22 protein-coding genes are annotated in these 22,886 nt (G+C 73.2%); 9 read left to right on the top strand and 13 right to left on the bottom strand.

Features of this window, described 5'->3' with window-relative positions:
* Positions 1–310, top strand: a 310-nt coding sequence (locus AC060K_RS21170) for a hypothetical protein (RefSeq protein WP_483767259.1), incomplete at its 5' end; no start/stop codon positions are given.
* On the opposite strand, the gene purN is transcribed toward AC060K_RS21170, so the two are convergent.
* The 4 genes from purN to sucC all read right to left on the bottom strand — a co-directional run bounded on the left by purN (position 297) and on the right by sucC (position 4,732).
* Positions 297–938, bottom strand: coding sequence for a phosphoribosylglycinamide formyltransferase (purN, locus tag AC060K_RS21165; protein WP_483767258.1), 642 nt, complete (start codon positions 936–938; stop codon positions 297–299). The genes AC060K_RS21170 and purN overlap by 14 nt on opposite strands.
* A 10-nt stretch (positions 939–948) precedes the next feature.
* On the bottom strand, positions 949–2,361 hold the full coding sequence (locus tag AC060K_RS21160) for a cell division protein PerM (RefSeq protein ID WP_483767257.1): 1,413 nt from the start codon (positions 2,359–2,361) through the stop codon (positions 949–951).
* A gap of 272 nt (positions 2,362–2,633) precedes the next feature.
* Positions 2,634–3,530 (bottom strand): succinate--CoA ligase subunit alpha, encoded by an 897-nt coding sequence (gene sucD, locus AC060K_RS21155; protein WP_483767256.1) that lies wholly within the window; start codon positions 3,528–3,530, stop codon positions 2,634–2,636.
* A gap of 35 nt (positions 3,531–3,565) precedes the next feature.
* Positions 3,566–4,732 (bottom strand): ADP-forming succinate--CoA ligase subunit beta, encoded by a 1,167-nt coding sequence (gene sucC, locus AC060K_RS21150; RefSeq protein WP_483767255.1) that lies wholly within the window; start codon positions 4,730–4,732, stop codon positions 3,566–3,568.
* Positions 4,733–4,957: 225 nt separating this feature from the next.
* Between sucC and AC060K_RS21145 the strand changes: the two genes are divergently transcribed.
* The 5 genes from AC060K_RS21145 to AC060K_RS21125 all read left to right on the top strand — a co-directional run bounded on the left by AC060K_RS21145 (position 4,958) and on the right by AC060K_RS21125 (position 7,771).
* Positions 4,958–5,167 (top strand): RNA polymerase subunit sigma-70, encoded by a 210-nt coding sequence (locus AC060K_RS21145; RefSeq protein WP_483767254.1) that lies wholly within the window; start codon positions 4,958–4,960, stop codon positions 5,165–5,167.
* Positions 5,167–5,721: a Clp protease N-terminal domain-containing protein gene (locus AC060K_RS21140; protein ID WP_483767253.1), complete on the top strand. Its 555-nt coding sequence runs from the start codon at positions 5,167–5,169 to the stop codon at positions 5,719–5,721. Before AC060K_RS21145 ends, AC060K_RS21140 begins: the two co-directional genes overlap by 1 nt.
* A gap of 93 nt (positions 5,722–5,814) precedes the next feature.
* On the top strand, positions 5,815–6,525 hold the full coding sequence (locus AC060K_RS21135; RefSeq protein ID WP_483767252.1) for a hypothetical protein: 711 nt from the start codon (positions 5,815–5,817) through the stop codon (positions 6,523–6,525).
* A complete protein-coding gene (locus tag AC060K_RS21130; protein WP_483767251.1) occupies positions 6,522–7,163 on the top strand; it encodes a DUF4352 domain-containing protein in 642 nt (213 codons plus the stop codon). The genes AC060K_RS21135 and AC060K_RS21130 overlap by 4 nt, the downstream gene beginning before the upstream one ends.
* Before the next feature lie 275 nt (positions 7,164–7,438).
* Positions 7,439–7,771, top strand: a complete 333-nt coding sequence (locus AC060K_RS21125) for a hypothetical protein (RefSeq protein WP_483767250.1) — start codon at positions 7,439–7,441, stop codon at positions 7,769–7,771.
* On the opposite strand, the gene AC060K_RS21120 is transcribed toward AC060K_RS21125, so the two are convergent.
* Positions 7,747–9,069, bottom strand: coding sequence for a hypothetical protein (locus AC060K_RS21120; protein WP_483767249.1), 1,323 nt, complete (start codon positions 9,067–9,069; stop codon positions 7,747–7,749). The genes AC060K_RS21125 and AC060K_RS21120 overlap by 25 nt on opposite strands.
* 88 nt (positions 9,070–9,157) lie before the next feature.
* Here AC060K_RS21120 and AC060K_RS21115 point away from each other — a divergent pair, with 88 nt between their 5' ends.
* Genes AC060K_RS21115 through AC060K_RS21105 form a run of 3 tightly spaced genes read left to right on the top strand, consistent with a single transcriptional unit; the run spans position 9,158 to position 11,084 of the window.
* Positions 9,158–9,811, top strand: a complete 654-nt coding sequence (locus AC060K_RS21115; RefSeq protein WP_483767248.1) for a DUF4352 domain-containing protein — start codon at positions 9,158–9,160, stop codon at positions 9,809–9,811.
* Complete coding sequence (locus AC060K_RS21110) at positions 9,808–10,440, top strand: DUF4352 domain-containing protein (protein WP_483767247.1); 633 nt, start codon at positions 9,808–9,810, stop codon at positions 10,438–10,440. Before AC060K_RS21115 ends, AC060K_RS21110 begins: the two co-directional genes overlap by 4 nt.
* On the top strand, positions 10,437–11,084 hold the full coding sequence (locus AC060K_RS21105) for a hypothetical protein (RefSeq protein ID WP_483767246.1): 648 nt from the start codon (positions 10,437–10,439) through the stop codon (positions 11,082–11,084). The genes AC060K_RS21110 and AC060K_RS21105 overlap by 4 nt, the downstream gene beginning before the upstream one ends.
* Here the strand turns inward: AC060K_RS21105 and AC060K_RS21100 are convergent.
* The 8 genes from AC060K_RS21100 to AC060K_RS21065 all read right to left on the bottom strand — a co-directional run bounded on the left by AC060K_RS21100 (position 11,060) and on the right by AC060K_RS21065 (position 22,823).
* The gene (locus tag AC060K_RS21100; protein ID WP_483767245.1) at positions 11,060–12,490 is read right to left on the bottom strand and encodes a hypothetical protein; all 1,431 of its coding nucleotides are present in this window, start codon (positions 12,488–12,490) and stop codon (positions 11,060–11,062) included. The genes AC060K_RS21105 and AC060K_RS21100 overlap by 25 nt on opposite strands.
* A 108-nt stretch (positions 12,491–12,598) precedes the next feature.
* The gene (locus tag AC060K_RS21095) at positions 12,599–15,562 is read right to left on the bottom strand and encodes a glycosyl hydrolase (protein ID WP_483767244.1); all 2,964 of its coding nucleotides are present in this window, start codon (positions 15,560–15,562) and stop codon (positions 12,599–12,601) included.
* A 135-nt stretch (positions 15,563–15,697) separates the two neighbouring features.
* Positions 15,698–17,725: an acyltransferase family protein gene (locus AC060K_RS21090; RefSeq protein WP_483767243.1), complete on the bottom strand. Its 2,028-nt coding sequence runs from the start codon at positions 17,723–17,725 to the stop codon at positions 15,698–15,700.
* 135 nt (positions 17,726–17,860) lie between these two features.
* Positions 17,861–18,916, bottom strand: a complete 1,056-nt coding sequence (locus AC060K_RS21085) for a glucose 1-dehydrogenase (protein ID WP_483767242.1) — start codon at positions 18,914–18,916, stop codon at positions 17,861–17,863.
* 47 nt (positions 18,917–18,963) lie between these two features.
* A complete protein-coding gene (gene pcrA, locus AC060K_RS21080) occupies positions 18,964–21,657 on the bottom strand; it encodes a DNA helicase PcrA (RefSeq protein WP_483767241.1) in 2,694 nt (897 codons plus the stop codon).
* Positions 21,658–21,708: 51 nt separating this feature from the next.
* Positions 21,709–22,035 (bottom strand): type II toxin-antitoxin system PemK/MazF family toxin, encoded by a 327-nt coding sequence (locus tag AC060K_RS21075; protein WP_483767240.1) that lies wholly within the window; start codon positions 22,033–22,035, stop codon positions 21,709–21,711.
* Entirely contained in the window at positions 22,035–22,277 is a 243-nt protein-coding gene (locus AC060K_RS21070; protein ID WP_483767239.1) for a YlcI/YnfO family protein, read from the bottom strand. Before AC060K_RS21070 ends, AC060K_RS21075 begins: the two co-directional genes overlap by 1 nt.
* A 54-nt stretch (positions 22,278–22,331) precedes the next feature.
* A complete protein-coding gene (locus AC060K_RS21065) occupies positions 22,332–22,823 on the bottom strand; it encodes a GNAT family N-acetyltransferase (RefSeq protein WP_483767238.1) in 492 nt (163 codons plus the stop codon).
* Positions 22,824–22,886 lie beyond the last annotated feature (63 nt).

Below are 22,886 nucleotides of genomic sequence, written 5' to 3'. Positions count from 1 at the left end.
CGAGAACCTGCGGCTCGCGGTGGAGCACGGCGGCAGGCAGCTCCCGGAGGACCAGCCCAAGCGTGCCCTGACGGTCAGCACGACCGTGTTCACCCGGGAGCAGGCGGCCGCGCTGGCCGACGAGGTCAACGCCGTCATCGAGCGCTGGACCACGGCAAGCCTGGCGAGCCTCCGGGAGCACCCCGACGAGGCGACCCGGGGCCTCTACCGCGTGGTGTTCGCGATCGGCCCGGACGGCAGCGCGGGCCCGGCGGCAGCCGAGACCGCGGACCCGGCCGAAGGCCCGGCGACCGACGTCAGCCGATCGTGACCCTGCGCCCCGCCACGTAGATCCCCTCGCGGGCCACGCGGCCCACGGTCTCGACGAGCAGCGCCCGCTCGGCCACCTTGATGCGCTCGTGCAGCGTGTGCTCGTCGTCGCCGTCGAGGACGGGCACCGCCACCTGGGCGATGATCGGGCCGGTGTCGACGCCGTCGTCCACCAGGTGCACGGTGCAGCCCGTGACCTTCACGCCGTGGGCGAGCGCGTCGCGCACGCCGTGCGCGCCCGGGAACGACGGCAGCAGCGCCGGGTGCGTGTTGATCAGCCGGCCCTCGTAACGGCGCACGAACGACGGGGCGAGGATGCGCATGAAACCCGCGAGCACCACGAGGTCGGGGCGGAAGACCGCCACAGCCTCGGCCACGCCGTCGTTCCACGCGGAACGGTCCTCGAAGTCCTTCGGGGAGACGACGACGGACGCGACCCCCGCGTCACGCGCCAGGTCGAGGGCGCCGGCGGCCGGGTTGTCGGTCAGGACGCCGACCACGCGTGCGCCGTAGGCGCCGTCGTCGTGCGCCGCGAGCAGGGCGGCGAGGTTGGAACCGCCCCCGGACACCAGGACGACCAGGCGCTTGGCGGGGGTGGACTCGACGGGGTGACCGGACGGCGTCTGCACGGCGCCCAGCCTACGCGGGCGCGGCCCCCGCCGACGTCGTGTGCTCGTCCGGCTCGGGGAGGACGGACGCACTGTCTCGGCCGGAGTCCTCGGCCGAGACAGTGGCCTCGTCGGACGGAGGCACCGTCTCGGCGGGGCGGTTGCGCCGGTCCGCCAGCCAGGCCGACAGGTCGTCGCGGCGCCGGGCCAGGTCCAGCCGCGCGCCCACCAGGACGACGGCCGCTCCCCCGCCCACCTCGGCGGCGACGAGCGCCGCGGTCACCAGGGGGTCGGCTCCCACCGCCTCGAGCCGTCCCGGGCCGCCGGCGCCGGACGCCGCCCACTGGACCGCGACCGTGAGCACGCCGACGACGCCGACGAGCCCGCCGAGCACCCAGGCCACGTCGGCCCAGCGCACGAGCGACGGCTCCAGCCGCTGCCACGCGAAGATCCCGGCGACCACCCCGCAGGCCACCACGACCGCGGGCGACCACACAGACACCGCGTTGGACCAGTCCGGCCCGGGGAGGGCACCGAGGAGGGGCAGCGCCGGGAGCGGCCCGGACTCGGTGCCGGCCACCGAGAACCGCGTGCCCTCCCCCACGGCGAAACCCGGCCCGGCGAGCCAGGCACCAGCCCACGCCACGACGTCGGGCAGGAGGGCGAGCTGGGCCACCGCCAGGACGATCCCGCCCGCCCAGCCGGGCGCGAGGGCCGTCACGATGTCCGACGACGTCGCCCGGCCCGCCACCGCCCACGCCGTCACAAGGACGGCGGAGGCACCGGCGAAGAGCGCCGACGCCACCAGCCCGGCGCGCGCCCCGAGCCGCAGGACCGCGGGCGTGAACCGCTCGAACCGTGCGGCGAGCCCGGTACGCTCCGGCTCGTCGGCCCGCACCAGGATCCCCAGGGCGAGCCCGAGCCCGCCGACGACCGCCCCGCACAGTGGTGCCCACGCGAGCGACCACCCGGGTGCGGTGCCGGCGAAGGCCGCGACCGCCGTCGTTCCGGCGGCGTAGGTCCCGGCCCCCGCGGCCCACGAGGCGGCCGACGGACGGAGCGACCGCTTGCCCGAGACGTAGCAGGCGAAGACCACGAGCGCGGTGGCGCCGAGCGGCACCAACGTGAAGGTGACCTCGGGGGTGGTGAGGGGGACGCCGTGGCCCAGCAGCCACAGGCCCCCGGCCAGGGCGACCGGGCCGCGCCAGCCGGGCTCCGCGCCCGCCGCGGCGCCGGCGCCGGCGCCGGAGGGGTCCGTGGTCGAGGCCCCGGTGGCGACGAGGAACGCCGTCAGGGCGAGGAGAACTGGCAGGGCGAGCGTGAGCACGAGCGCCTGCGCCGCGGCGACGAACCCCGCCAGCACGTCCGCGAGCGGCGCCGCCTCGGGTTCCGGGGCGGGCAGGGCGGTACGGGGTGGCGGCCGGAGCCGGGGTGGAGCACTCACGCGGTCATGGTCTCCCGGGGCGACGTGCGGACCGGGGCAACCGGCCCCGGCGCGTCCGCGAAGGACAATCCGGGCGCGTCCGCCCACCCGGTCCTGGCGCGTCCGCCCACCCCCCGGTCCCGGTGATCGGCAGTTTGGTGCGTGATCGGCAGTCCGGACTGCCGATCACGCACCAAGCTGCCGATCACGCGAGAAGACAACGGTGCCCGACGCCGGGGGCGCGCCTCCCGTACGGAAGGTGAGCCCCCGGCGTCGGGCACCGGGGTGGGACGTCAGAGCGAGGTGAGGATCTCGCGCATCAGCGCGGCCGTCTCGGACGGCGTCTTGCCGACCTTGACGCCGACGGCCTCGAGGGCCTCCTTCTTGGCCTGCGCCGTGCCGGCCGAGCCGGACACGATGGCGCCGGCGTGGCCCATGGTCTTGCCCTCGGGCGCGGTGAAGCCCGCCACGTAGCCGACGACCGGCTTGGTGATGTGCTCCTTGATGTACGCGGCCGCACGCTCCTCGGCGTCGCCGCCGATCTCGCCGATCATCACGATCGCCTGCGTCTCCGGGTCGTCCTGGAAGGCCTGGAGGGCGTCGATGTGCGTGGTGCCGACGATCGGGTCGCCGCCGATGCCGATGGCGGTGGAGAAGCCGAGGTCACGCAGCTCGTACATCATCTGGTAGGTCAGCGTGCCCGACTTCGACACCAGGCCGATGGGGCCCTTGCCCGTGATGGTGTGCGGCGTGATGCCGGCCAGCGACTCGCCCGGGGTGATGATGCCGGGGCAGTTGGGCCCGATCATCCGGGTCTCCTTGCCCTCCAGGTAGGCCCAGACCTCGGCCGTGTCCTGGACCGGGACGCCCTCGGTGATGACCACGAGCAGGCCGATGCCCGCGTCGATGGCCTCGATGGCGGCGTCCTTCGTGAAGGCCGGCGGCACGAAGACGACGGAGACGTCCGCGCCGGTCTCGGCCATGGCCTCCTTGACCGTGCCGAAGACGGGCAGCTCGACGTCGTTGCCCGCGTGGTCCTTGTGGGTGACCGTGGTGCCGGCCTTGCGCGCGTTGACGCCGCCCACGATCGTCGCGCCCGAGTCGAGCATCAGGGCGGTGTGCTTGGCACCCATGCCGCCCGTGATGCCCTGGACGATGATCTTCGAGTCCTTGTTCAGGTAGATAGACATGTCTTGAGTTCTCTACTCTTTCAGCGTCCGGGCGATCAGGCGTTGGCCAGCTCGGCAGCCTTGTCGGCGCCGCCGTCCATGGTGTCGGCAAGGGTCACGAGCGGGTGGTTGCGCTCCTGCAGGATCTGCCGGCCGAGGTCGACGTTGTTCCCGTCGAGGCGGACCACGAGCGGCTTGGTGGCCGCGTCGCCCAGCAGGTCGAGCGCGCCCACGATGCCCTTGGCGACCTCGTCGCAGGCGGTGATGCCGCCGAAGACGTTCACGAAGACGGCCTTTACCTGCTCGTCACCGAGGATCACGTCGAGGCCCGCGGCCATGACGGCCGCGTTGGCGCCGCCACCGATGTCGAGGAAGTTGGCCGGCTTGACGCCGCCGTGCTTCTCGCCCGCGTAGGCGACCACGTCGAGGGTCGACATGACCAGGCCCGCGCCGTTGCCGATGATGCCGACCTGGCCGTCGAGCTTGACGTAGTTGAGGTCGTTCTCCTTGGCCTTGGCCTCCAGCGGGTCGGCCGCGGCCTTGTCCTCGAGCGCCTCGTGGTCGGGGTGGCGGAACGCCGCGTTCTCGTCCAGCGTGACCTTGCCGTCCAGCGCGACGATCTCGCCGTCCTCGGTGCGGACCAGCGGGTTCACCTCGACCAGGGTGGCGTCCTCGGCCTTGAAGACCGTCCAGAGCTTCTGGATGACCTCGGCCACGGGGGCCTTGAGCTCCTCGGCGAAGCCCGCGGTCTCGACGATCTCGGCGGCCTTGGCGGCGTCGATCCCCACGATCGGGTCGACGGCGACCTTGGCCAGCGCCTCGGGACGCTCGACCGCGAGCTGCTCGATCTCCATGCCGCCCTCGACGGAGCACATCGCGAGGTAGTTGCGGTTGGACCGGTCCAGCAGCACCGAGAAGTAGTACTCCTCGGCGATCTTGGCACCCTGCGCGATCATCACGCGGTGCACGGTGTGGCCCTTGATGTCCATGCCGAGGATCTCCTCGGCCTTCTGGGCGGTCTCCTCGGGCGAGTGCGCCAGCTTCACGCCGCCCGCCTTGCCACGGCCACCGGTCTTGACCTGAGCCTTGACAACTACGGTCCCGCCGCCCAGCTTCTCGGCGCCCTCGCGAGCTTCCTCGGGCGTCGTCGCGACGACGCCACCCAGCACGGGCACGCCGTGCTTCTCGAAGATGTCGCGCGCCTGGTATTCGAACAGGTCCACCCTGCTGCGTCCTTCCATCGGGATGCGCCCCGCGACCGCCTGGATCGGCGAGGCCCGGCATGAGCGATGTCTCGACATCAAGACATCCCGGTACAGGGTAGCCCGCGGGCGGGACGCCGCATAAGCGAGCGCCCTGCGGCTCACGTCACGTGCGTGTGTCACATCCCTCACCCCGCGCGTCAACCCGGGTTGACACGGCGGGCGGTGTCAACCATAGTTGACGGCATGACACAGAGCACCCTCGTCGCCGCGGCATCGGGCGACGACCCCGGGGACGGCCTGCGCGCCGTGCGTTCCCTCCGCGAGCTCGCCGACCGGCTCGAGACCCTCCAGGTGGAGCGGGCCCGGTCCCTCGGCTGGTCGTGGCAGGAGATCGCCGAGGCGCTGGGCGTCAGCAAGCAGGCAGTCCACAAGAAGCACGGCAGGAGGATCTGATGTTCGAGAGGTTCACCAAGGAAGCCCGCCAGGTCGTGGTCCACGCCCAGGACGTGGCCCGCGAGGAGCGCTCCGGGTCGATCGACGGCCGCCATCTCCTGGTCTCTCTCGCCGAGACCGACGGCCCGGCGGCCGGTGCGCTGGCTGACGCCGGGCTCGATCCCGCTGAGGTCAGCACCAGCGTCCGCGGCGCGATCCGCGCGGGCGACCCGCTGGACGGAGCGTCGCTCGCCGCCCTCGGCATCGACCTGGACGCCGTCCGCGAGCGCACCGACGCCCTCTTCGGCGAGGGCGCCCTCGACCGCGCCGGCTCGTCCCGGCGGCTCGGGGCCCGCCGGGCGGAGAAGGGCCACATCCCGTTCACGCCGGACGCCAAGAAGGCGCTGGAGCTCTCGCTCCGCGAGGCGCTCCGGCTCAAGCACCGCGGCATCGACAGCCGCCATCTCCTGCTCGGCCTCCTCCGTGACGAGAACGGCCCGGGCGCCCGCGCGCTGTCCGACGTCGGAGCGCACCCCGACCGGCTGCGCCACCACCTGGAGAACCTGGCCGCGTAACCCGCCGTCTGTTGTGGGTATGGCTGTGGCGTGAATTCCCGGCCGGATTCACACCACAGCCATACCCACAACGAGAGAGCTACCATCGGCTGCATGGGGGACGCCGGGGGGCGCGGCCTCCCGGCACGTGCCAGGGGCGCGGCGCGGGGGCTCGGGTCGTACGTCCGGTCCCGGAGCCTGAAGCAGAAGGCGCTCGGGGCGGGGGCGGGAGCCGTGCTGCTCACCGCCCCGTTCGGCGGGCTGGCGGGCGCGCCCACGCCGGGGCCCGCCCCCCTCGCCGTCGACCAGCCCGTCCGGCTCGGGCCGTTCGAGGTCACGCTCCGGGGTGCGACCACCCTCCCCTACGTCGGCGGCGTCGTGAACGCGGCCGAGACCAACCGGGTGCTGTGCGTCCTGGCCGAGGTCACCACCGTGGGCGACCGTCCGGAGTACGGCGTCACCCTCTCGGGGGCGGTGCGTCCCCCGGCCGACGGCGGCGTGGTACCGCCCGGCGAGGGCGGCGGCTTTCCCGTCCGCGGCTCCGACGGGAACGCGCGGGCCGCGCTCGCCGTGGTGGCCGACGGCGCCGTCGAGTCGGGCAACCTCGACCGGCTCAACCCCGGGGTCACCTACACGGTGGCGCTCGCGTGGGAGCAGGAGGGCTCGTGGTCCGGCGACTCCGTCACCGTGACCCTCGACGAGCTGACCTGGGTCGAGGAGGACTCGCTCACCTTGATGCCCCAGCGCTGGGACGACCTGGACGAGCCGGCGTACACAGCGACCGTCCCCGTGGTGGCGGACCTGCTGACGGTGGCGGAGCCGTGAGCCCGCTCGGCCGGGGCACGGCGGTCGCCGCCGCGGTGGTCGCCGCGATGGCGCTGGGCCGGGTCGTGACCGAGGCGTGGCCGGTCGACGAGGTGACGACGGCGCCGTTCGTCCGGTCGGGCGCCGTCGCGGAGCCTGTCCGCACCGAGTACGCGACCATCACCGTCCACGGGGTCCGGGCCGCACGGACCCTGGTGACCGGCGGGCTGTCCGAGCCCCCGGCCGCGACCGCGGGCGGCGTGTTCCTCCTCGCCGACCTCACCGTCCGGGCCACGCACCGGACGGAGACCCTCGCCGGCCTCTACCTCGTCGACGCCGAGGGGCGGCGGCACGAGGGCACGGCCCGGGGCGGCTGCGCGACGAACGTCGTCGCCCCGGCCGGCGTCGACTGGCACGCGATGGCGTGCTTCGACGTGGCGCCCGACGTGCTGCCGGGCGCGCACCTCGTCGTCGCGCGCGGCGCGGGCGACCTCGACGGGTACTACCAGGCGCGCGACGAGGTCGTGCGCGTCGACCTCGCCCTCACCGCGGAGCGGGCTGCCGAGCTCGCGGCGGCGACGGAGACGTACCCGGCGTGGCTGCCGGGACCCGCGCCGTACGACACCCGCCCCTGGTCCCCCGAGCGGGAGGCGCCGTGACCGCGGGAGGCGAGCACCGCCGTCGGGCAGCGACGTGGTGGCGGCGCAACCGGGTGTGGCTCGTGCTGCTGCCCGTGGCGGTGGCCGCCGGGCTGGGGGCGAGCTCGTAACGCCTGCAGGACTTCTGGTGGGAGGCCGACCTGCGCCACCGCCTGGCCCACGCCGCGCCCGGGGAGGCGGCCCGGTACACGGACTCGTACGAGGACCCGTTCACGTTCGAGACGGTCACGACCGACTTCCGCGTCCGGCTGGAGGGGCTCTCCCCGGCGACGCTGGTGCCCCAGTCGTACGACGACCCGGTGCCCGTGCCCGAGGGCTCGGACGGCTACCGGGTGACGCTCGCGTTCGAGCGGGCCGGGGAGTCCAACCTGTACGGCTGCGAGGTGATCCTCGTGGACGACGACGGCAACCGGTACGGCGAGGGTGACCCGTTCCGGCAGCTGCCGCAGTGCCACCCGACAGGCGACGACGGGTCCACCGAGCTCGAGACCCCCCGCACGCCGTGGACCGCCGCTCCGGTGGTCGTCACGGCGGCGGACGCCGAGATCACGCAGGTGTGGGTGACGATGGGCGGCAGCAACCGCTACGTGGCGCTCGACGTGCCCTGAGGTGCTGAGGCCGGCGGGCCGGGCTCCGCCCGGGCTGGCGGGGCGGGCTCCGCCCGGGCCTCCGCCCGCGGCGTCACGAACCACTCCACGGCGGCCGCGAGCATCGGGGCGGTGAGGGCCATGCTCAGCGCGAGCCCGACCGCGCTCTCCCAGGGCACGAACGCGCGGAAGGTCTCCGCAGGCACCGGCCCCACGACGAGCCGGGACGCCTCGGAGACGAGGGCCGGGAGCCGGATCACCACGAGGAACGTCAGGCAGAACGCCAGCATGGGCAGCAGGCCCGCGTTGCCGAGCATGCGCAGACCGTTCCAGAAGGCTGTCCACCGGCTGCGCAGGTCCGTCGTGAGCGAGCCCGCGGCGCGGCGCACCGGCTCCGGCACGACGGCGAGCCGGTCGAGCAGCGGGTGCTGGAGCGGCGGCGCGGGCATGAGGCGGTGGCCCAGCACGACCGCGCCGACGGTGAGCCAGGCGACCGGGACCACCACGACGGCGTCCACCGAGCCGAGCAGGCCCAGCACCCACGAGGTGGACGCGCGGACCGGGTCGGTGAGCGGGCCCAGCGCCTCGGTGGCCTGCTCGTACACCTCCGCGACGCCCTGGACAGCCCGGCGCGAGAGGAACCAGTCGCGCAGGTGCTCCTGCTGGGCCGCGAGGAACCTCGCCGCCTGGCTGGTCCAGTAGACCTCGACGAGGGCGCCGACGAAGGCGAGCGCGAGAAACCTCGTGCGCAGCTCGAACCGCCCGAGCGCCCACCGCAGCACCCAGGCGAGCCCCACGAGCCCGAGCAGCACAGGGACGGACGTGATGGCGAGCCGGGACGCGAAGTCTGTGCCGCCCTCGGTTAAGGTCTGGTTGAACTCGTCCCACGCGGCCTCGTTGGTGAACCGGTCGCGGTCCGCCTGGAGCAGCCCGTACGAGGAGTACACGGCGAGGAACGGGACGAAGACGCTGACCATGACGTCGACGAGACGGCGGGGGCGGTGCTCCGTGGGCTGGTCCGGCGCGGTGGCCGTCATGGCGGCGCGCACCCCCGGGAGGGACGCGCCGAGGATCCGCAGCATCGCGACCAGCGGGAGCAGGTAGCCGAGCGGCGCCATCAGGACGAGCACCTGGGCGAGCGCGGGAACGTGGTCGCTCACCTCGACCGCGGCCCACACCGCCCCGGACCGGATCGCGACGCCGGTGAAGGCCAGCACGAGCAGCGCGGGCCAGTGCTGAGCCACGAGGCGGGCGGCCAGCACGAGGACGCGCGGGACGTCGCGCAGGCGCCCGGTCGTGGTGAGCTCGGTCGTGACCATCACCGTCATGATCACCGGGCGGTGGCCAGTGCGCCCGCCCGCGGCGGGCAAACCGTGCATACCTCGCGGGTCGCTACGATCGGGCGCCATGAAGCATGCACGAACCGTGGGGCCGGACGTGCTGGCCAAGATCGTCCAGGGCGTGGCCGACGCCGTGATCGACGGCATGAACACGACCCAGCGGCTCGTGGTCGGCGCGATCGCCGGAGTCTTCGCCCTGACCCCCTTCGGCGCCTGGGACACGGTGGTGGTCGAACCGGAGCCGCTCGTCGCCGGGCAGGAGATCGAGGTGGGCCCGTTCGAGGTGACGGTCGTCCGGGCGGTCGCCACGGACGAGCTCGGCTACCTCTCGCCCGCCGAGGGCAACCGCCTGCTCGCCGTCGTGGTCGAGGTCACCAACGTGGGCGAGAGGCCCGAGTTCAGCAGTGAGCTCACGAAGATCTTCCCCGCGCCGGCGGGGGCGGGAATCGTGTCGGTGGACGAGCGCGCACCGCTGCCGACGATCCTCTCGGCAGAGGACGGGACGACCATCGACATCGTCAACCCGGGGGTCGGCTACCGGGTCGCGCTCGTGTGGGAACAGGCACTGTCCCAGGCTGCCGACGACGTCACCCTCGACGTCGCGGAGCTGACCTGGATCGAGGAGGACACCACGTTCCAGCTGGACGACAAGCGGTGGTTCGCGTACGGCGAGGTCCTGTACCGGGGGCAGGTCTCCGTCGAGACGAGGGTTGACGCATGAGGCGCGCGCCCCGGCGGCTCACGTGGCGCGCCACCCTCTTCCTCGTCGTGTCGTTCGCCGCCGCCTGCGTCCTGGTGAACGTGGTGCCGCACGGAACGGTCCTGGAGCAGCCGTTCCTGGTCGAGGGCCGGGTGGGCGAGACCGTCGACCTCGACTACGCCGAGCTCACGGTCACGGACGTCCGCACGGCCGACACGCTCGATGCCTCGTTCGAGACCGCTGCGGCAGGAGGCACGTTCCTCGTCGTCGATGCGACCTGGCGCGCGTCCGAGGGGTACACGGTCTTCGCGGGCGCCGAGGTGGTCGACGCTCAGGGACGGTCGCACTGGCCCACGAACCGAGGCGGGTGCGCCCGGGGGACGAGCTCGCAGCCCGGTTACGCCTGGCGCGTGACCTACTGCTTCGACATCCCCCGCGACGCTCTGGCCGGAGCCACCGTGCGCCTCGCGCGAGGCACGCACACCCAGGACGACCAGGCCGGCCAGCGCCGTGACGCCGTGGCGGTGATCGACCTGGGGATCACCCGCCAGGAGGCGGACGAGCTGTGGGAGGCAGCAGACGAGGCCTCGATCGACGCCCCCGGCATTGCCTCGGGCGCGTCGGCGAGCGACACGGAGGACGAAGGATGACGACCCTGCTCGAGAACCCCGTCGACGCCCCGGTCCAGGCGCGGCCCGCCGTGGGGTGGTGGCGGCGCAACGCGGTCTGGCTGGCACTCCTCCCGGTCGCTCTGGTGGTGGCCGCCGGGGCGTCGTCGTTCCGCGTCTGGGCCTTCTGGTGGCCCGACGGCCAGCACTACGAGGTCCAGCACGTCGGGGTGGGCGAGACCGCGAGCCTGTCCGAGGAGTACTACGACCTGGGGTTCGACGTGCCCGAGCGAGCGAACACGTGGGTACGGCGCGAGATCGAGGTCGAGGTCCTGTCGGTGGAGCGGGCTGACGACCTGCCGGAGCCCGACTACGGCGACCCTGTCCCGGTGCCCGACGGGTCGACGCCCTACCTCGTGAGCCTGCGCCTCGCGGCAGACCCGCGCACAGACCTCTCCCTCTGCACGATCGCGCTCGTCGCCGAGGACGGCACGCGCTACGGCGAGCAGAGCCCCGACGTCATGGGCAGCTCGAACCGCTGCCTGCCGCCCGACGCCGACGGGTTCCTCAGCACCGAGCCGGAGTGGGCCGTCACCTCGCCGATCCTCGTCGACGAGGACGCCGTGATCACCGAGGTGCGGGTCGGGTTCGCCGGACCGGGCTACGTGACGCTCGACATGCCGTAGCCCGGCAGCAGGCCCGCGGGAAGGGGTTCCGCCGCGGGGGCGGGCGCGTACGGCCGGGGGTAGCGCACGTGCGTGGCGTCGTCGATGTCGTCCGCCGCAGCGGCAGGGCCGTGGTCGGTGGGGACGTCGTCGCCCGGGCCGCCGTCGGTGTCACCGTCCCCCGGGTCGGCGTCGTCCTCCACGTCCGGCACGGCCAGGCCGCGCTCGACCAGGGCGTCCACCGAGGCCGCGATCAGGACCGACGCGAGGGCCATCGCGATCACGAGCCCTGCGCTCGCCTCAATCACCGAGAAGTCGACCCAGGTGTTGGTGTCGAGCGGGCCGACGACGGTCCGCGTGATCCACCCGACCGCCGCCGTCGCGCGCATGGCGAGCAGGTACGCCAGGACGAAGAGGACGATCGGTGCCAGGCCCCCGCGTCCGATCAGCCGGATCCCCTGCCAGAGCGCGCTGAAGCGGGCCCGCAGGTCTTCGGTGACGGACTCGAGGATGCCGCGGAGGCCCTGCGGGATCCACGTCAGCCGGTCGAGGAACCCGTGCTCGGTCGACGGCGGCTCCATGAGCTTGTGCCCCAGCACCACGGCGCCGATCGCGAGCCAGGCGAGCGGGGCGACCAGCACGATGTCGATCGACTCGATCCCGGTGCTGATGCCCTGGCTCACCGCGTCGGCCACCGCCGCGCCCTCGGGGCCGACGCTCTCCTGGACCGTGCCGAGAGCGGCGGTCGCCGAGGCGACGAGCTGGCGTTCCGTGACCAAGGGCGAGAGCCAGACCTGCAGGCGCTCGAGCTGCGCGGCGACCTGGCCCGTCCAGTAGATCTCCATGCAGCCGCCGAGGACGGCAAACCCGAGGAACCGGACCTTGCTCTCGAGGAGCCCGAGCAGCCAGCGCAGCACGAACGCCCCTGCCACGATGGCGATGAGGACCGGGGGCTCCAGGACACCGATACGGCTCGCCGGGTCGAACTCGCCCTCGGCGGCGAACAGGTCGTTGAAGAGCTCGTCGGCGGACACCTCGTTGATGAAGCGGGCCTTGTCGGCCTCGAGGTGGCCCTCCAGCTCGTAGATCAGGAGGAACGGCACGAGCACCGAGAGGGCCACGTCGATCAGGCGGCGTTCACGACGCTCCGACGGCAGCAGCGGCGCGTGCGCGTCCCGGGCGCGCGAGAGGTTCGGCAGCGAGCGCGAGCAGACGAGCAGCATCGCGACGATCGGCACGAGGTAGCCGAGCGGGGCGATGATCAGCAGGAGCTGGGCCACGTTCGAGTTCCACTGGCTCAGCTCGACGGCGCCCCAGAGGGCGCCGTTGCGCACGGCGACACCGGCCAGCGCCAGGACGAGGAGCGCCGGCCAGTGCGCGCCGAACAACCGGGCGGCCCGGGTGAGGACGGACAGAGACTCACGCATGCCGCACATGATGCCGTAACGGACACCCCGCCTTCCGCTGTGGGTATGGCTGTGGGGGGGCAACCCCCCCGGGGTACCCCCGCCACAGCCATACCCACAACAAGTGGGTCAGTGGACCGTGATCGCGTCCAGCCGGTGCGTGCCCCCGTTGAGGAAGACGTTCACCCCGTGGACCGTCCCCACGAGCGCCTGACACTCCGGCGTCAGCGTGGTCAGGTCGACCACCACCTCCCCGGGCTCCTGCACCCAGCCTGCCTGGCCCGTCTCGCACCAGGTCCAGTCAGGGCCGAGCTGGAGCGCCACCTTGGTGTCGAAGCCGGTGGTCCCCGCCACGTCGAGCCGCAGCTCGGTGCGGCCGGTCAGGTCGACCCCGCCAGGCCCGGACAGCCAGGCGCCGTCGGCCCCCGCCTCGACCGTCAGGATCCCGCCGGAGGCGGACGCCGTCCCGTTCGACCAGCTGGGCACCGCCCAGCCCTGGTCGCCCGCCTCGAAGTCGGCGATCACGACGGGCTGCAGCGGCGACGGCAGCGCGTCGAACCGGAACAGCATCGCGGTGAGCGCCGACCGCTTCACGGTGTGGCCCACCCCGAACGACGTCGACGACGGCGCCGCCATCACCCCGGTCCCCACCGCCCAGGCGACGGCCTGGGCGGAGGCGGCCGGGACGTCGTCGTACACCGTGGTGACGTCCGTGGCGGGCGAGCCGTAGAGGCGCCAGAACGCCTCGGCGACCGCCAGCTTGGTGGCCCCGGCGCGGGGCGCGGCCGGGGTGGCGACGTCGCCCTCCGGATCGTACGCCCGCAGGAGGGTGGCGAGCTCGCCCGCCTTGACGGCGCGCGTCGGGTAGAACCGGCCGCCACTGTCGCCCCAGCGCACAGCCTCGGCGAGCCCCTCCTCGGCGAGCCACTCGATCGCCTCGTACTCGGGCATGGTGCGCGGGGTGTCGCGGAAGACGGGTGGCGGCGGGGTGCCGAGCACGGCCTTCAGGTCGTCGACGACGATCGCGCCCGACGACGCCCCGCCGTCGGCGGCGTTGACGTAGACGTTGAACTGGCTGACGTTCGCCAGGTCCTCCTGGGTGATCCGTCGGTCGGCGTTGGCCGTGTCCCAGGGAGCCGGGCGCCAGTCCGCGAACGGGATGGTGGCCACGTACGGCGCGTCGCCCGCGAGCGAGGGGTACGCCTCGTAGGAGACGCCGCCCGCGACGAGCTGGAGCACCAGCGTGTTGCCCGACGCGTCCGGGTCCACCCAGAGCGAGAAGTCCCAGTTGCCCGACCAGTCGGCGCCGACCTGGCGTCCCACCCCGGTGTACGACTGGCTCGCGAAGTCATAGGCGAGGCGCATCGCGTTGTCGCCCGACCCGACGGAGCCGCCCGCCGCCGCCCGCTCGAGCGTGATGGTGTTGGCGTTGTACTGCACGTACTCGGCACGGAGCGCGGTGTCGTCGCCGTAGCCCTCGAAGTCGTCCATCACGCCGGGCGGGAAGACGGGCTCGGGGCCGAGCACCACCGCCGACGGCACCGTCACCTCGCCGGACGCGGTGACCACGTGGAGGGTGAGGGCGCGGGTGGAGTTGCCGAGCTCGCCGGCGGGGATCGCCCACTCGCCGGTCCACCACAGCTCGCCCGCGCCGGGCGGGGTGAGCTCGACCTCGCCCACGGCGCCGCCCACGGTCACAGAGGCCCGCTCGGCATCGACGCCGGAGATCGTGGCGCGGAGCGTCGTCGGCCCGGACGCGACGCGCGAGCCGTCCGACGGCGACGCGAGGTGCGCCACCGGGGCCGCGGGCACGGGCTCGGTGGTGGCGTCGAAGGCACCCTCCACCTCGTCCGCGAAGTAGGTGTACGGGTCGGCGTGGAACGCCTGGAAGTCGGGCAGCATCTCGCCCTCGGTGGGCGTCCACGGTGCGTTCGACCCGCCGAAGTTGGCCCAGGTGAGCATCCACGCGCTCCGGGAGGCACGGGGGTCGGCCTTGATCGCCGCGAGCAGGTCGGTGAACCAGGAGGTGTTGAGGTTCTCGCCGTCGGGCTTCATGCCGCCCGTCGGGCCGGTCTCGGTAAAGGCGCTGACCTTGCCGCGCTCGTCGGCGAGGTCGGCGATCATGCCGAGGTCCGCCACGACGGTGGCGAGACGGGCCGGTGAGGCGCCCGAGTCGTCGTAGTAGTCGTAGCCGAGCACGTCGACGAAGTCGTCGCCCGGGTAGGTCCGCAGGTACGTCTCCGCGTCGCCACCGAAGGTGCCGTTGGGCGACCAGGAGTACAGCAGGTTGTTGACGCCCTTGACGTCGCGCAGGTACTCAACCGTGAACCGGAAGAGCTCCTTGAACTCGCCCGGCGTGCCGAACGCGGCGCCCCACCAGAACCACGAGCCGGTGTTCTCGTGCCAGGGCCGGAAGACGATCGGGATGTGGTTGCCCTCGGCGTCGCGCGCGTTGTCGGCGGCGAGCGCGATCAGGTCCAGGTACGCGCGCAGCTCGGCGTTGTGCGAGCCGCCCGGCAGGACGGCGCGCAGCGTGTCGCCCGAGGTGTCGTAGAAGTCGCCGCCGGTGACGGGGTTCTCCATGTGCATCGACAGCGTGCTGATGCCGCCCAGGTCGTGCGCCTCGCGGATGCCCTGCGCCAGGAGGAGGGCGTTCTGGTCGCGCGGCCCGCCGTAGACGCCGGGCTTGATGTTGCCCTCGATCACCAGGGTGTCGAAGCCGAAGACGGCGGGGTGGTCACCCGTCGCGGCGAGCACGTCCGACGAGACGCCGTCCGGCTCGGTGAACGTCTCCCCCACGTCGTTCGTGTGCTGGTGGCCGAACAGGATGCCCTGGCCACGCACGTCGCGCAGGTACCGGAAGAGGCTCCGGGTCTCGGGCGTCGCGTCGGCGTCGACCAGGTCGACGACGGGGTCCGTGATCGGGACCGGCTCGGCGGCGGCGCTCGTCGCAAGCGGCACGGCCCCGAGGCCGGTCACCGCGAGGGCGGCCAGGCCGGCCAGAAGCTTCCGGGTGCGGGCGGCTGGTCTGGGAGGTGCTGTCAGGCCCGGCGCTGCCGGGCGGTCGTCACGTACACGGGTCAACGGGCTCAACGCCGAACCTCCGGGTCACCTCGCGGTCAGGCGTCGGTGCCGGCCGCAACGGGATGGGACCGGTCAAACGTAGCGCCCCGGGGGTTACTAAGGTAAGTGGCTGAAGTGAGCCTGAATCGGTTAAGCGGGTGGAGCTCAGCGCGTGGCGAGCTCCCGGAACGTGCTCTCCACGAGGTCCGTGTACGCGGCGATGCCCTCCATGTTGGGGTGCGTGCTGTCCGAGTGGAGCAGCCCCGGCACGTCCCGCGTGAGCGCGTTCCAGTCCGCGACGGCCACGTTGGGGCGGCCCTCGGCGATGGCCGCGAGCTGCGCGTTCGCGTCGGGGACCCAGTAGCTGATACCTACCACGTTGACGAGCACCACCTGCCGGTCCGGGCCGATCCGGTCGAGCACCGCCGTGGCCGCCTCGACCGACCCCTCCCGCTGGAAGCCCGCGTTGGTACCGAAGGCGAGGACGACGCGTTCCCGCAGGGTGCCGTCCGCCGCTGCCGCCTCGACGAGCGCCGGAGCCTCGGCCCACGTGCGGTTCGGCACGGCGTCCACGTCGGCCGCGGGGTAGCGGTCCAGCAGGGCGGGCACCGCGGCCGACAGCACGGAGTCACCGAAGGCACTGAGGTCGTCCCCGGGATCGGACGCCGGGTTCGCGGCGGGCGCCGCCCTCCGCGTGACCGGTCCGTCGTGCGGCACGGCACCCTCGCCCGACGCCGGGAGCGCGGCCGGGTTTGCGCCTGCCGGTGCGTCGCCGCCCTCCGTCGTCGAGACCCGCAGCCCCGCGAGGCCCTGCACGACCGCCTCCTCGGCAGCCGTGCGCTCCGGGGCGGTCGCTACCGCGGCACCCGTACCCACCACGGCGAGCACCGCGGTGGCGAGGGCCACGCGCGGAGCCAGCCCGACGGCGTCGGGCACCCGGGCGCTCCGCAGCAGGGCGGCCACCCGGGTCGCGAAAGCGCGCCAGGCACCGCGGAAGCCCAGAGTGCGGACCGGCAGCTCGACGAAGCGGTACGAGAGCGCGGAGAGACCGAAGGTCACCACGAGCGCCAGCACGGCGCCCGCCCACCATCGGGCAGTGCCGAGCTGGGCGCCGACGATCGCGTCGACCACCCGGATCACCGGCCAGTGCCAGAGGTAGATGCCGTACGAACGCTCCCCCACCCAGGCCAGCGGACGCACCTCGAGCGCCCGGACGAACGACGTCGCCGGGCCGGCGCACACCGCGACAAGGAACACGCCGAGCAGCGAGGCCAGCACGAGCCCGCCGCGGTAGGTCAGCACGGACTCGGCGCGCAGGGCCGTGAAGAGGAACCCGAGCACCACCAACGCGACCGGCGGCCCGTACCGGGCGGCCCTGCCCGTGAGGACCGCGGCGAGGCCTGCGGGGCGCTCGCCCCCGGGGCGGTCGCCGCTCGCTGCGGCGCGCCGACGGCGCATGAGGTGGAGCGCGAGGGCGGCCCCCAGCAGCAGGCCGAACGCGTGCGTGTCGGTGCCGTAGTAGACGCGGGTCGGGTCAGCACCCGGCACCACCAGGAGTGCCATCAGGAGGGCCGACGCCGCGGCCAGCCCCGCCACGACCCGGGTCCGCACCGCCGGCGACCGCACCGCGACGAGCAGGAACGCAAGGGCGAGCGGCCACAGCAGGTAGAACTGCTCCTCGATCGCGAGGGACCAGAGCGGACGGAGGAGCTCCGGCGAGGTCTCGTCGAAGTAGTCGGTCCCCGCGCCGACCTCGAGCCAGTTGGTGCTGAACGTGAGGGCACCCAGCACCTGACGTCCGATGCCGACGGTCAGGTCCGGCTCCACGAGCCGCGCGACCGGCACGGACACGAGCACCACGAGCACCAGCGCAGGGAGCAGCCGCCGGGCCCGGCGCAGCCAGAAGCGCGGCAGGTCGATGCGGCGCCGGCGCGCCACCTCGCGCAGGAGCAGCGTCGTGATGAGGAAACCGCTGACCACGAAGAACAGGTCCACGCCGAGGAAGCCGCCCGGGAGCCACAGCGGCGCCAGATGGAAGACGACCACCGCCAGGACGGCGATGGCCCGAAGGCCGTCGAGGCCCCGGATCCGGGAGGTGTCGCGCGGGGTCGCGCGGCCGGGCACGGGCGTCACCCGAGGGTCGTCGCGGGGACCGGCTTCGGCGCCGGTCAGGTCGTCGTGCAGCGACTGCATGACCGGGACGGTACCCGCACACCGTTGCCCGTCCGGACACGCCCCGCGGGCCTGTCCGGAACGTGCGGAACGCGCCGCCTCCCCACCGCCGAAACAGTCACCTTGTCCGACGAAGTAACTGTCTCGGCGGGGTGGTCAGCCCACCGTCAGGTCCACGACCACCTTGACGTCACCCTCCTGGGTGGCGAACGCCTCGGGCGCCCGGCTCAGCGGCACGCGCCGCGTGACGATGCCGCGCAGCCAGTCGACGTCAGCCGCGGCAAGCGCCTCCGCGCCGGCGTGGAAGTGGCCGAGGTTCGCGTTGACGGTCCCCACCACCGCGTCGTTCTCGAGCACGAGCTCGCGGTTGAGCGCCCCCGCGTCAACGCGCAGCCGTCTGCCCGCCGAGGTCACGCCGGTGAGGCAGGTGACGCCGTAGGTGCTTGTCGCGGCGATCGCGTCGAACACCACCGAGCTGGCGCCCGTGGCCTCGATGACGACGTCCGGCCGGATCGTGGCGGCGACGTCGTCCACCGAGGACGCGTGGTACGTGGCGCCGAGCGCGCGGACGAGGTCGGGCTTGGGGCCGTCGGTGACCTGGTCGAGAACATGGACGTCGAGCCCTCGCTGCACGCCGACGAGCGCGGCGAGCAGCCCGATGGGGCCCGCACCGGTGACCAGGGCGGTCTCGGGCTCGAACCAGGACCGGCCGCCCACCGCGTAGACCTGCTCCCACGCCTTCACCACCACGGTGGTGGGCTCGAGCAGCATGCCGACGTCCTCGAGCGCCGCGTCCAGGCCGACGGCGTAGTCCTCCTCGACCGTCCAGAGCTCGCTGGCGAAGCCGTCGAGGTCCTTGATGCCGCGCTCGGTGAACCGGCCGTTGCGGCACATGTCGAAGAAGCCCCGCGCACAGGCCCCGCACGGCACCGGGTCGGGACGGCGCACCACCCCGACCACCAGGTCGCCGGGCGAGAAGCTGCTGCCCTCGGGCGCGTCCCGCACGCGCCCCAGCGACTCGTGGCCGAGGACGAGCCGGTCGCGGCCGGGCGGCGCCGAGCCGTACTCGCCGTCGGCGATCTCGCGGTCGGTACCGCAGACGCCGACCGCGATGCCCTCGACGAGCAGCTCGCCGTCGGCGGGGACCGGATCGGGGACCTCGGCGACCTCGAGCGACCCGGGCTTCTGAGGGACGACCGTCAGGGCTCTCACCCCCCGAGTCTCCGCGAGCGCCCGACTGCGCGCACCCGGACCCAGGGTCAGAGCTTGGTGACCACCGTGTACTTCAGCGCGATCCGCTTGGTGCCCGCGCTGCCGAAGTCGATCTTGACGACGGCGTTGGGCTCCACGTCCACCACCCGGCCGAGGCCGTAGGCGTCGTGGGTCACGCGGTCGCCCACCGCCAGGGAGGGGATGTCCACGTCCTTGCGGACGTTCACGGACCCGAAGCGAGCGCCGGACGACGTCCCACCGCCGGACGTCGCGGCGCGAGAGCCGGAACCGAAGCCCTCGCTCCGGCGCGGGGCCCGGCCGCCGGCCGCGCCCTGCCCGCCCGAGGTGCCGCCGGAGCCCGACCACGACGAGCCGGACCGGCCGCCCGACCAGCCGCTCCCCCGGCCGCCACCCCAGGATGACGCACCGGACCGGATCGCCTGAGTAGACGACTCCCGCCGCCGCCAGTCCCACAGCTCGTCCGGGATCTCGTCGAGGAACCGGCTCGGGGGGAACTCGTTCGCCATGCCCCACGCCGCCCGCACGGCCGACCGTGAGACGTACAGCCGCTCCCGCGCCCGGGTGATGCCCACGTAGGCGAGACGGCGCTCCTCGGCCAGCTCCGCGTCGTCGTGCAGCGAGCGCATGTGCGGGAACGTGCCGTCCTCCATGCCGGTGAGGAACACCACCGGGAACTCGAGGCCCTTGGCCGTGTGCAGCGTCATGAGGGTGACCACACCCTGGTCCTGCTTGTGGGCTTCGGCCTCGCCGTCGGCGACGTCCTCGTCGGGGATCTGGTCGCTGTCGGCGACGAGCGACACCCGCTCCAGGAAGTCGGCGAGGCTTCCCTCGGGGTCGGACTCACCGAACTCGACGGCGACGGCGTGCAGCTCCGCCAGGTTCTCCACGCGGGACGCGTCCTGCGGGTCGTCCGACGCGCGCAGCTCCGCCAGGTACCCCGTACGGTCCAGGACCGCGCTGAGGATCATCGCCGGGGAGGCACCGTCGTCGACCAGCTCGCGCAGGCCGGCCATGAGCTCGCGGAAGCCTGCCAGCGGCTTGAGCGTCCGTGTCGTCATCCCGGGGATGTCCTCGGCCTGCTCCAGGGCGGCGCCGAACGAGATGCGCTCCCGTTCCGCCCGGGCCGCGACGAGCGCCTCGGCCCGGTCACCCAGGCCACGCTTGGGGACGTTGAGCACCCGGCGGAGGTTCACGTCGTCGTCCGGGTTGGCGAGCGCCCGCAGGTACGCGACGGCGTCCTTGACCTCGCGGCGCTCGTAGAAGCGCGTACCACCCACCACCTTGTACGGCAGGCCGACGCGGATCAGGACCTCTTCGAGGGCGCGCGACTGCGCGTTGGTGCGGTAGAAGATCGCGACGTCGCCCGGGCGGACGCCCTCGGTGTCGCCGAGCCTGTCGATCTCCTCGGCGACGAAGCGCGCCTCCTGGTGCTCGTCGTCCGCCACGTAGCCGATGATCTTGGCCCCGGCCCCCGCGTCGGTCCACAGACGCTTGGGCTTGCGGTCCCGGTTGCGCGAGATCACGGCGTTGGCCGCGGTGAGGATGTTCTGGGTGGAGCGGTAGTTCTGCTCCAGCAGCACGGTGGTGGCGTCCGGGTAGTCGGCCTCGAACTCGAGGATGTTGCGGATCGTGGCGCCGCGGAAGGCGTAGATGGACTGGTCCGCGTCGCCCACCACGGTGAGCTCTGCCGGGTCCAGCGCTACGGCCTGCGGGTTCTCCTCCGCGTGAGCAGCCGCGGACTCCTCGGTGACGCCCGCGAGCTCGCGCACCAGAACGTACTGCGCGTGGTTGGTGTCCTGGTACTCGTCCACGAGGATGTGCCGGAACCGGCGCCGGTAGTGCTCCGCCACGTTGGGGAACGCCTGCAGCAGGTTGACGGTGGTCATGATGATGTCGTCGAAGTCGAGCGCGTGCGCCTGCGTGAGCCGCGCCTGGTAGCGCGTGTAGACGTCAGCCAGGACCTGGTCGAACTCGGGCACCTTGGCACCCCGCTCGGCCTGCCCCTCCTCGGTGGCCCGCGCGCCCGACTCCCGCGCGTAGGTCTCCGGGTCCACCAGCTCGTTCTTGAGGTCGCTGATCTTGTTGGCCAGGCCCCGCGCCGGGTACTTCTTGGGGTCCAGGTTGAGCTCGCGTGTGACCAGGGTGATGAGGCGCTGGCTGTCCGCCGCGTCGTAGATGCTGAAGCTCGACCGCAGGCCCAGGGTCGACGCCTCGCGCCGCAGGATCCGTACGCAGGCCGAGTGGAACGTGGACACCCACATGCGCTGGGCGGCCGGGCCGACCAGGCTCTCGACACGCTCGCGCATCTCCGCGGCGGCCTTGTTGGTGAACGTGATCGCGAGGATCTCCCCCGCGCGCGCCCTGCCCGTCGCCAGCAGGTAGGCGATGCGGTGCGTCAGCACCCGCGTCTTTCCCGAGCCGGCGCCCGCCACGATCAGCAGCTGCCCGCCCTCGTGCACAACGGCAGCCCGCTGCTGGGGGTTCAGCCCGTCCAGCAGCTCGTCCGGGTCCAGGTGGGCGAAGGCCCCGCCGCGAGCGCGGGGCGCGTCCTCGTGCGGCAGGCCGGCGAGCCAGTCCGGCTCCTGGGGCACGGCAGCCTCGCCGGGGTCCCCGTGCTCGTCCTCCCACCTCGGGGCGGTGCGCGGCAGGCGCGACTCGTCGCCCGGCGGAACCGGGAGGTTCAGGCCGGGAAGAGGCAGGGAGTCGAAGAGCGAAGTCATCGGCACAAGCCTAGGCGTCGTCACCGACACGACGGCTCACCGTGTGGCCGCTCACCACGGTCGCTCGTCGTCGGAGAAGGTGTCGAGGTCGAACGCGATGGCGACCGCCCGCGCAAGAGCGGCCTCCTGATCAGGGAGCAGGTAGCCCACGTGCCGGCCGAGGGAGTCCGTCTCGATCGTCACGACGTTGTCGAGGCTCACAGCGCAGTCGTGGTCCAGGCCGTTCTGCCGCCCGACGGGTACCTCCGTCGACAGGCCCCTCACCGTCGTGGTGATCGGCGCGACCGTGACGCGGCTCAGGTACGGCCGGACCTGCTCCCGCGTGAGCACGAGAACCGGCCGGGCCTTGTCCAGGTTCGCCACATGGATGGGGCGCATCAGTCGAGGTCCGCACGAGAACGCGCCTGCGACCAGCGGACCAGGCCCGCCAGGTCGTCCGGGTCCTCGCTCGCCGCACCCTGGAGGATCTCGATGTCCCGCTCGGCGAGGCGGCGGCGCAGCTCCAGCTGGAGGGCGCGCTCCACGACCGAGGCACGACTCCTTGCTTCTCCGGCCGACACGAGGGCGTCGACCATCTCCACGAGGTTGTCGGGCAGCCGCACCGTGATCTGGGTACTCATGGGCCCATGGTATGGCGTTGGGATTCGTTACGCATCCCGAGGCCCCGGGGACCCTCAGCGGCGACGCCGCATGGGCGTGTGCGGGATCCCGTCCTCGAGGAACTCCGGCCCGTCCGGCTCGAAGCCGTGCGTGCGGTACCAGCCCACCAGCGGGGACTGGGCGTCGAGGACTACGTCGCGCTCGTCGCCGCTCGACTCCACGTGGGCGAGAGCGGCCCGCATCAGCTCGTCCGACAGACCGCGGCCCCGCGCGGACCGGTCGAGAGCCACCCGCCCGACGCGCCACACGTCGCCGTCGTCCAGCACGCGAGCGGTGCCGATGACGCGGCGCCCGGCCGCGGCGCCGTCGGGCAGCCCGCTCGGAAGGCCTGCCAGGAGGACCACCTGGCGCGTCGCGGGCTCGAGGTCGCGCCCGTCGAGGTCGTCGTACGGGCAGTCCTGCTCGACGACGAACACGTCCTGCCGCAGCTTCCAGACCCCGTAGGCGACGACGGGGTCGAGGTCTGGGAGGGCTGCGACAAGGAGCTCGGTGGCGTCGGTCTGCACCCGCCGATGGTCCCACGCTCCTGCATCTCCCTCGATCGAGGGATGGACTTCCCCGCCCCGAGG

It is taken from the genome of Antribacter sp. NEAU-D49, assembly GCF_057158775.1.
Note: the sequence above shows the minus strand (reverse complement) of the source record. Positions and strands in the feature narration are given on the sequence as shown.

Excerpts from the sequence above, each read along its gene's own strand:
- sucD (WP_483767256.1), bottom strand. The coding sequence starts at position 3,530 with ATGTCTATCTACCTGAACAAGGACTCGAAGATCATCGTCCAGGGCATC.
- AC060K_RS21145 (WP_483767254.1), top strand. The coding sequence starts at position 4,958 with ATGACACAGAGCACCCTCGTCGCCGCGGCATCGGGCGACGACCCCGGG.
- AC060K_RS21140 (WP_483767253.1), top strand. The coding sequence starts at position 5,167 with ATGTTCGAGAGGTTCACCAAGGAAGCCCGCCAGGTCGTGGTCCACGCC.
- AC060K_RS21135 (WP_483767252.1), top strand. The coding sequence starts at position 5,815 with ATGGGGGACGCCGGGGGGCGCGGCCTCCCGGCACGTGCCAGGGGCGCG.
- AC060K_RS21120 (WP_483767249.1), bottom strand. The coding sequence starts at position 9,069 with ATGGTCACGACCGAGCTCACCACGACCGGGCGCCTGCGCGACGTCCCG.
- AC060K_RS21115 (WP_483767248.1), top strand. The coding sequence starts at position 9,158 with ATGAAGCATGCACGAACCGTGGGGCCGGACGTGCTGGCCAAGATCGTC.
- AC060K_RS21110 (WP_483767247.1), top strand. The coding sequence starts at position 9,808 with ATGAGGCGCGCGCCCCGGCGGCTCACGTGGCGCGCCACCCTCTTCCTC.
- AC060K_RS21105 (WP_483767246.1), top strand. The coding sequence starts at position 10,437 with ATGACGACCCTGCTCGAGAACCCCGTCGACGCCCCGGTCCAGGCGCGG.
- AC060K_RS21100 (WP_483767245.1), bottom strand. The coding sequence starts at position 12,490 with ATGCGTGAGTCTCTGTCCGTCCTCACCCGGGCCGCCCGGTTGTTCGGC.
- AC060K_RS21090 (WP_483767243.1), bottom strand. The coding sequence starts at position 17,725 with ATGCAGTCGCTGCACGACGACCTGACCGGCGCCGAAGCCGGTCCCCGC.
- pcrA (WP_483767241.1), bottom strand. The coding sequence starts at position 21,657 with ATGACTTCGCTCTTCGACTCCCTGCCTCTTCCCGGCCTGAACCTCCCG.
- AC060K_RS21075 (WP_483767240.1), bottom strand. The coding sequence starts at position 22,035 with ATGCGCCCCATCCATGTGGCGAACCTGGACAAGGCCCGGCCGGTTCTC.
- AC060K_RS21070 (WP_483767239.1), bottom strand. The coding sequence starts at position 22,277 with ATGAGTACCCAGATCACGGTGCGGCTGCCCGACAACCTCGTGGAGATG.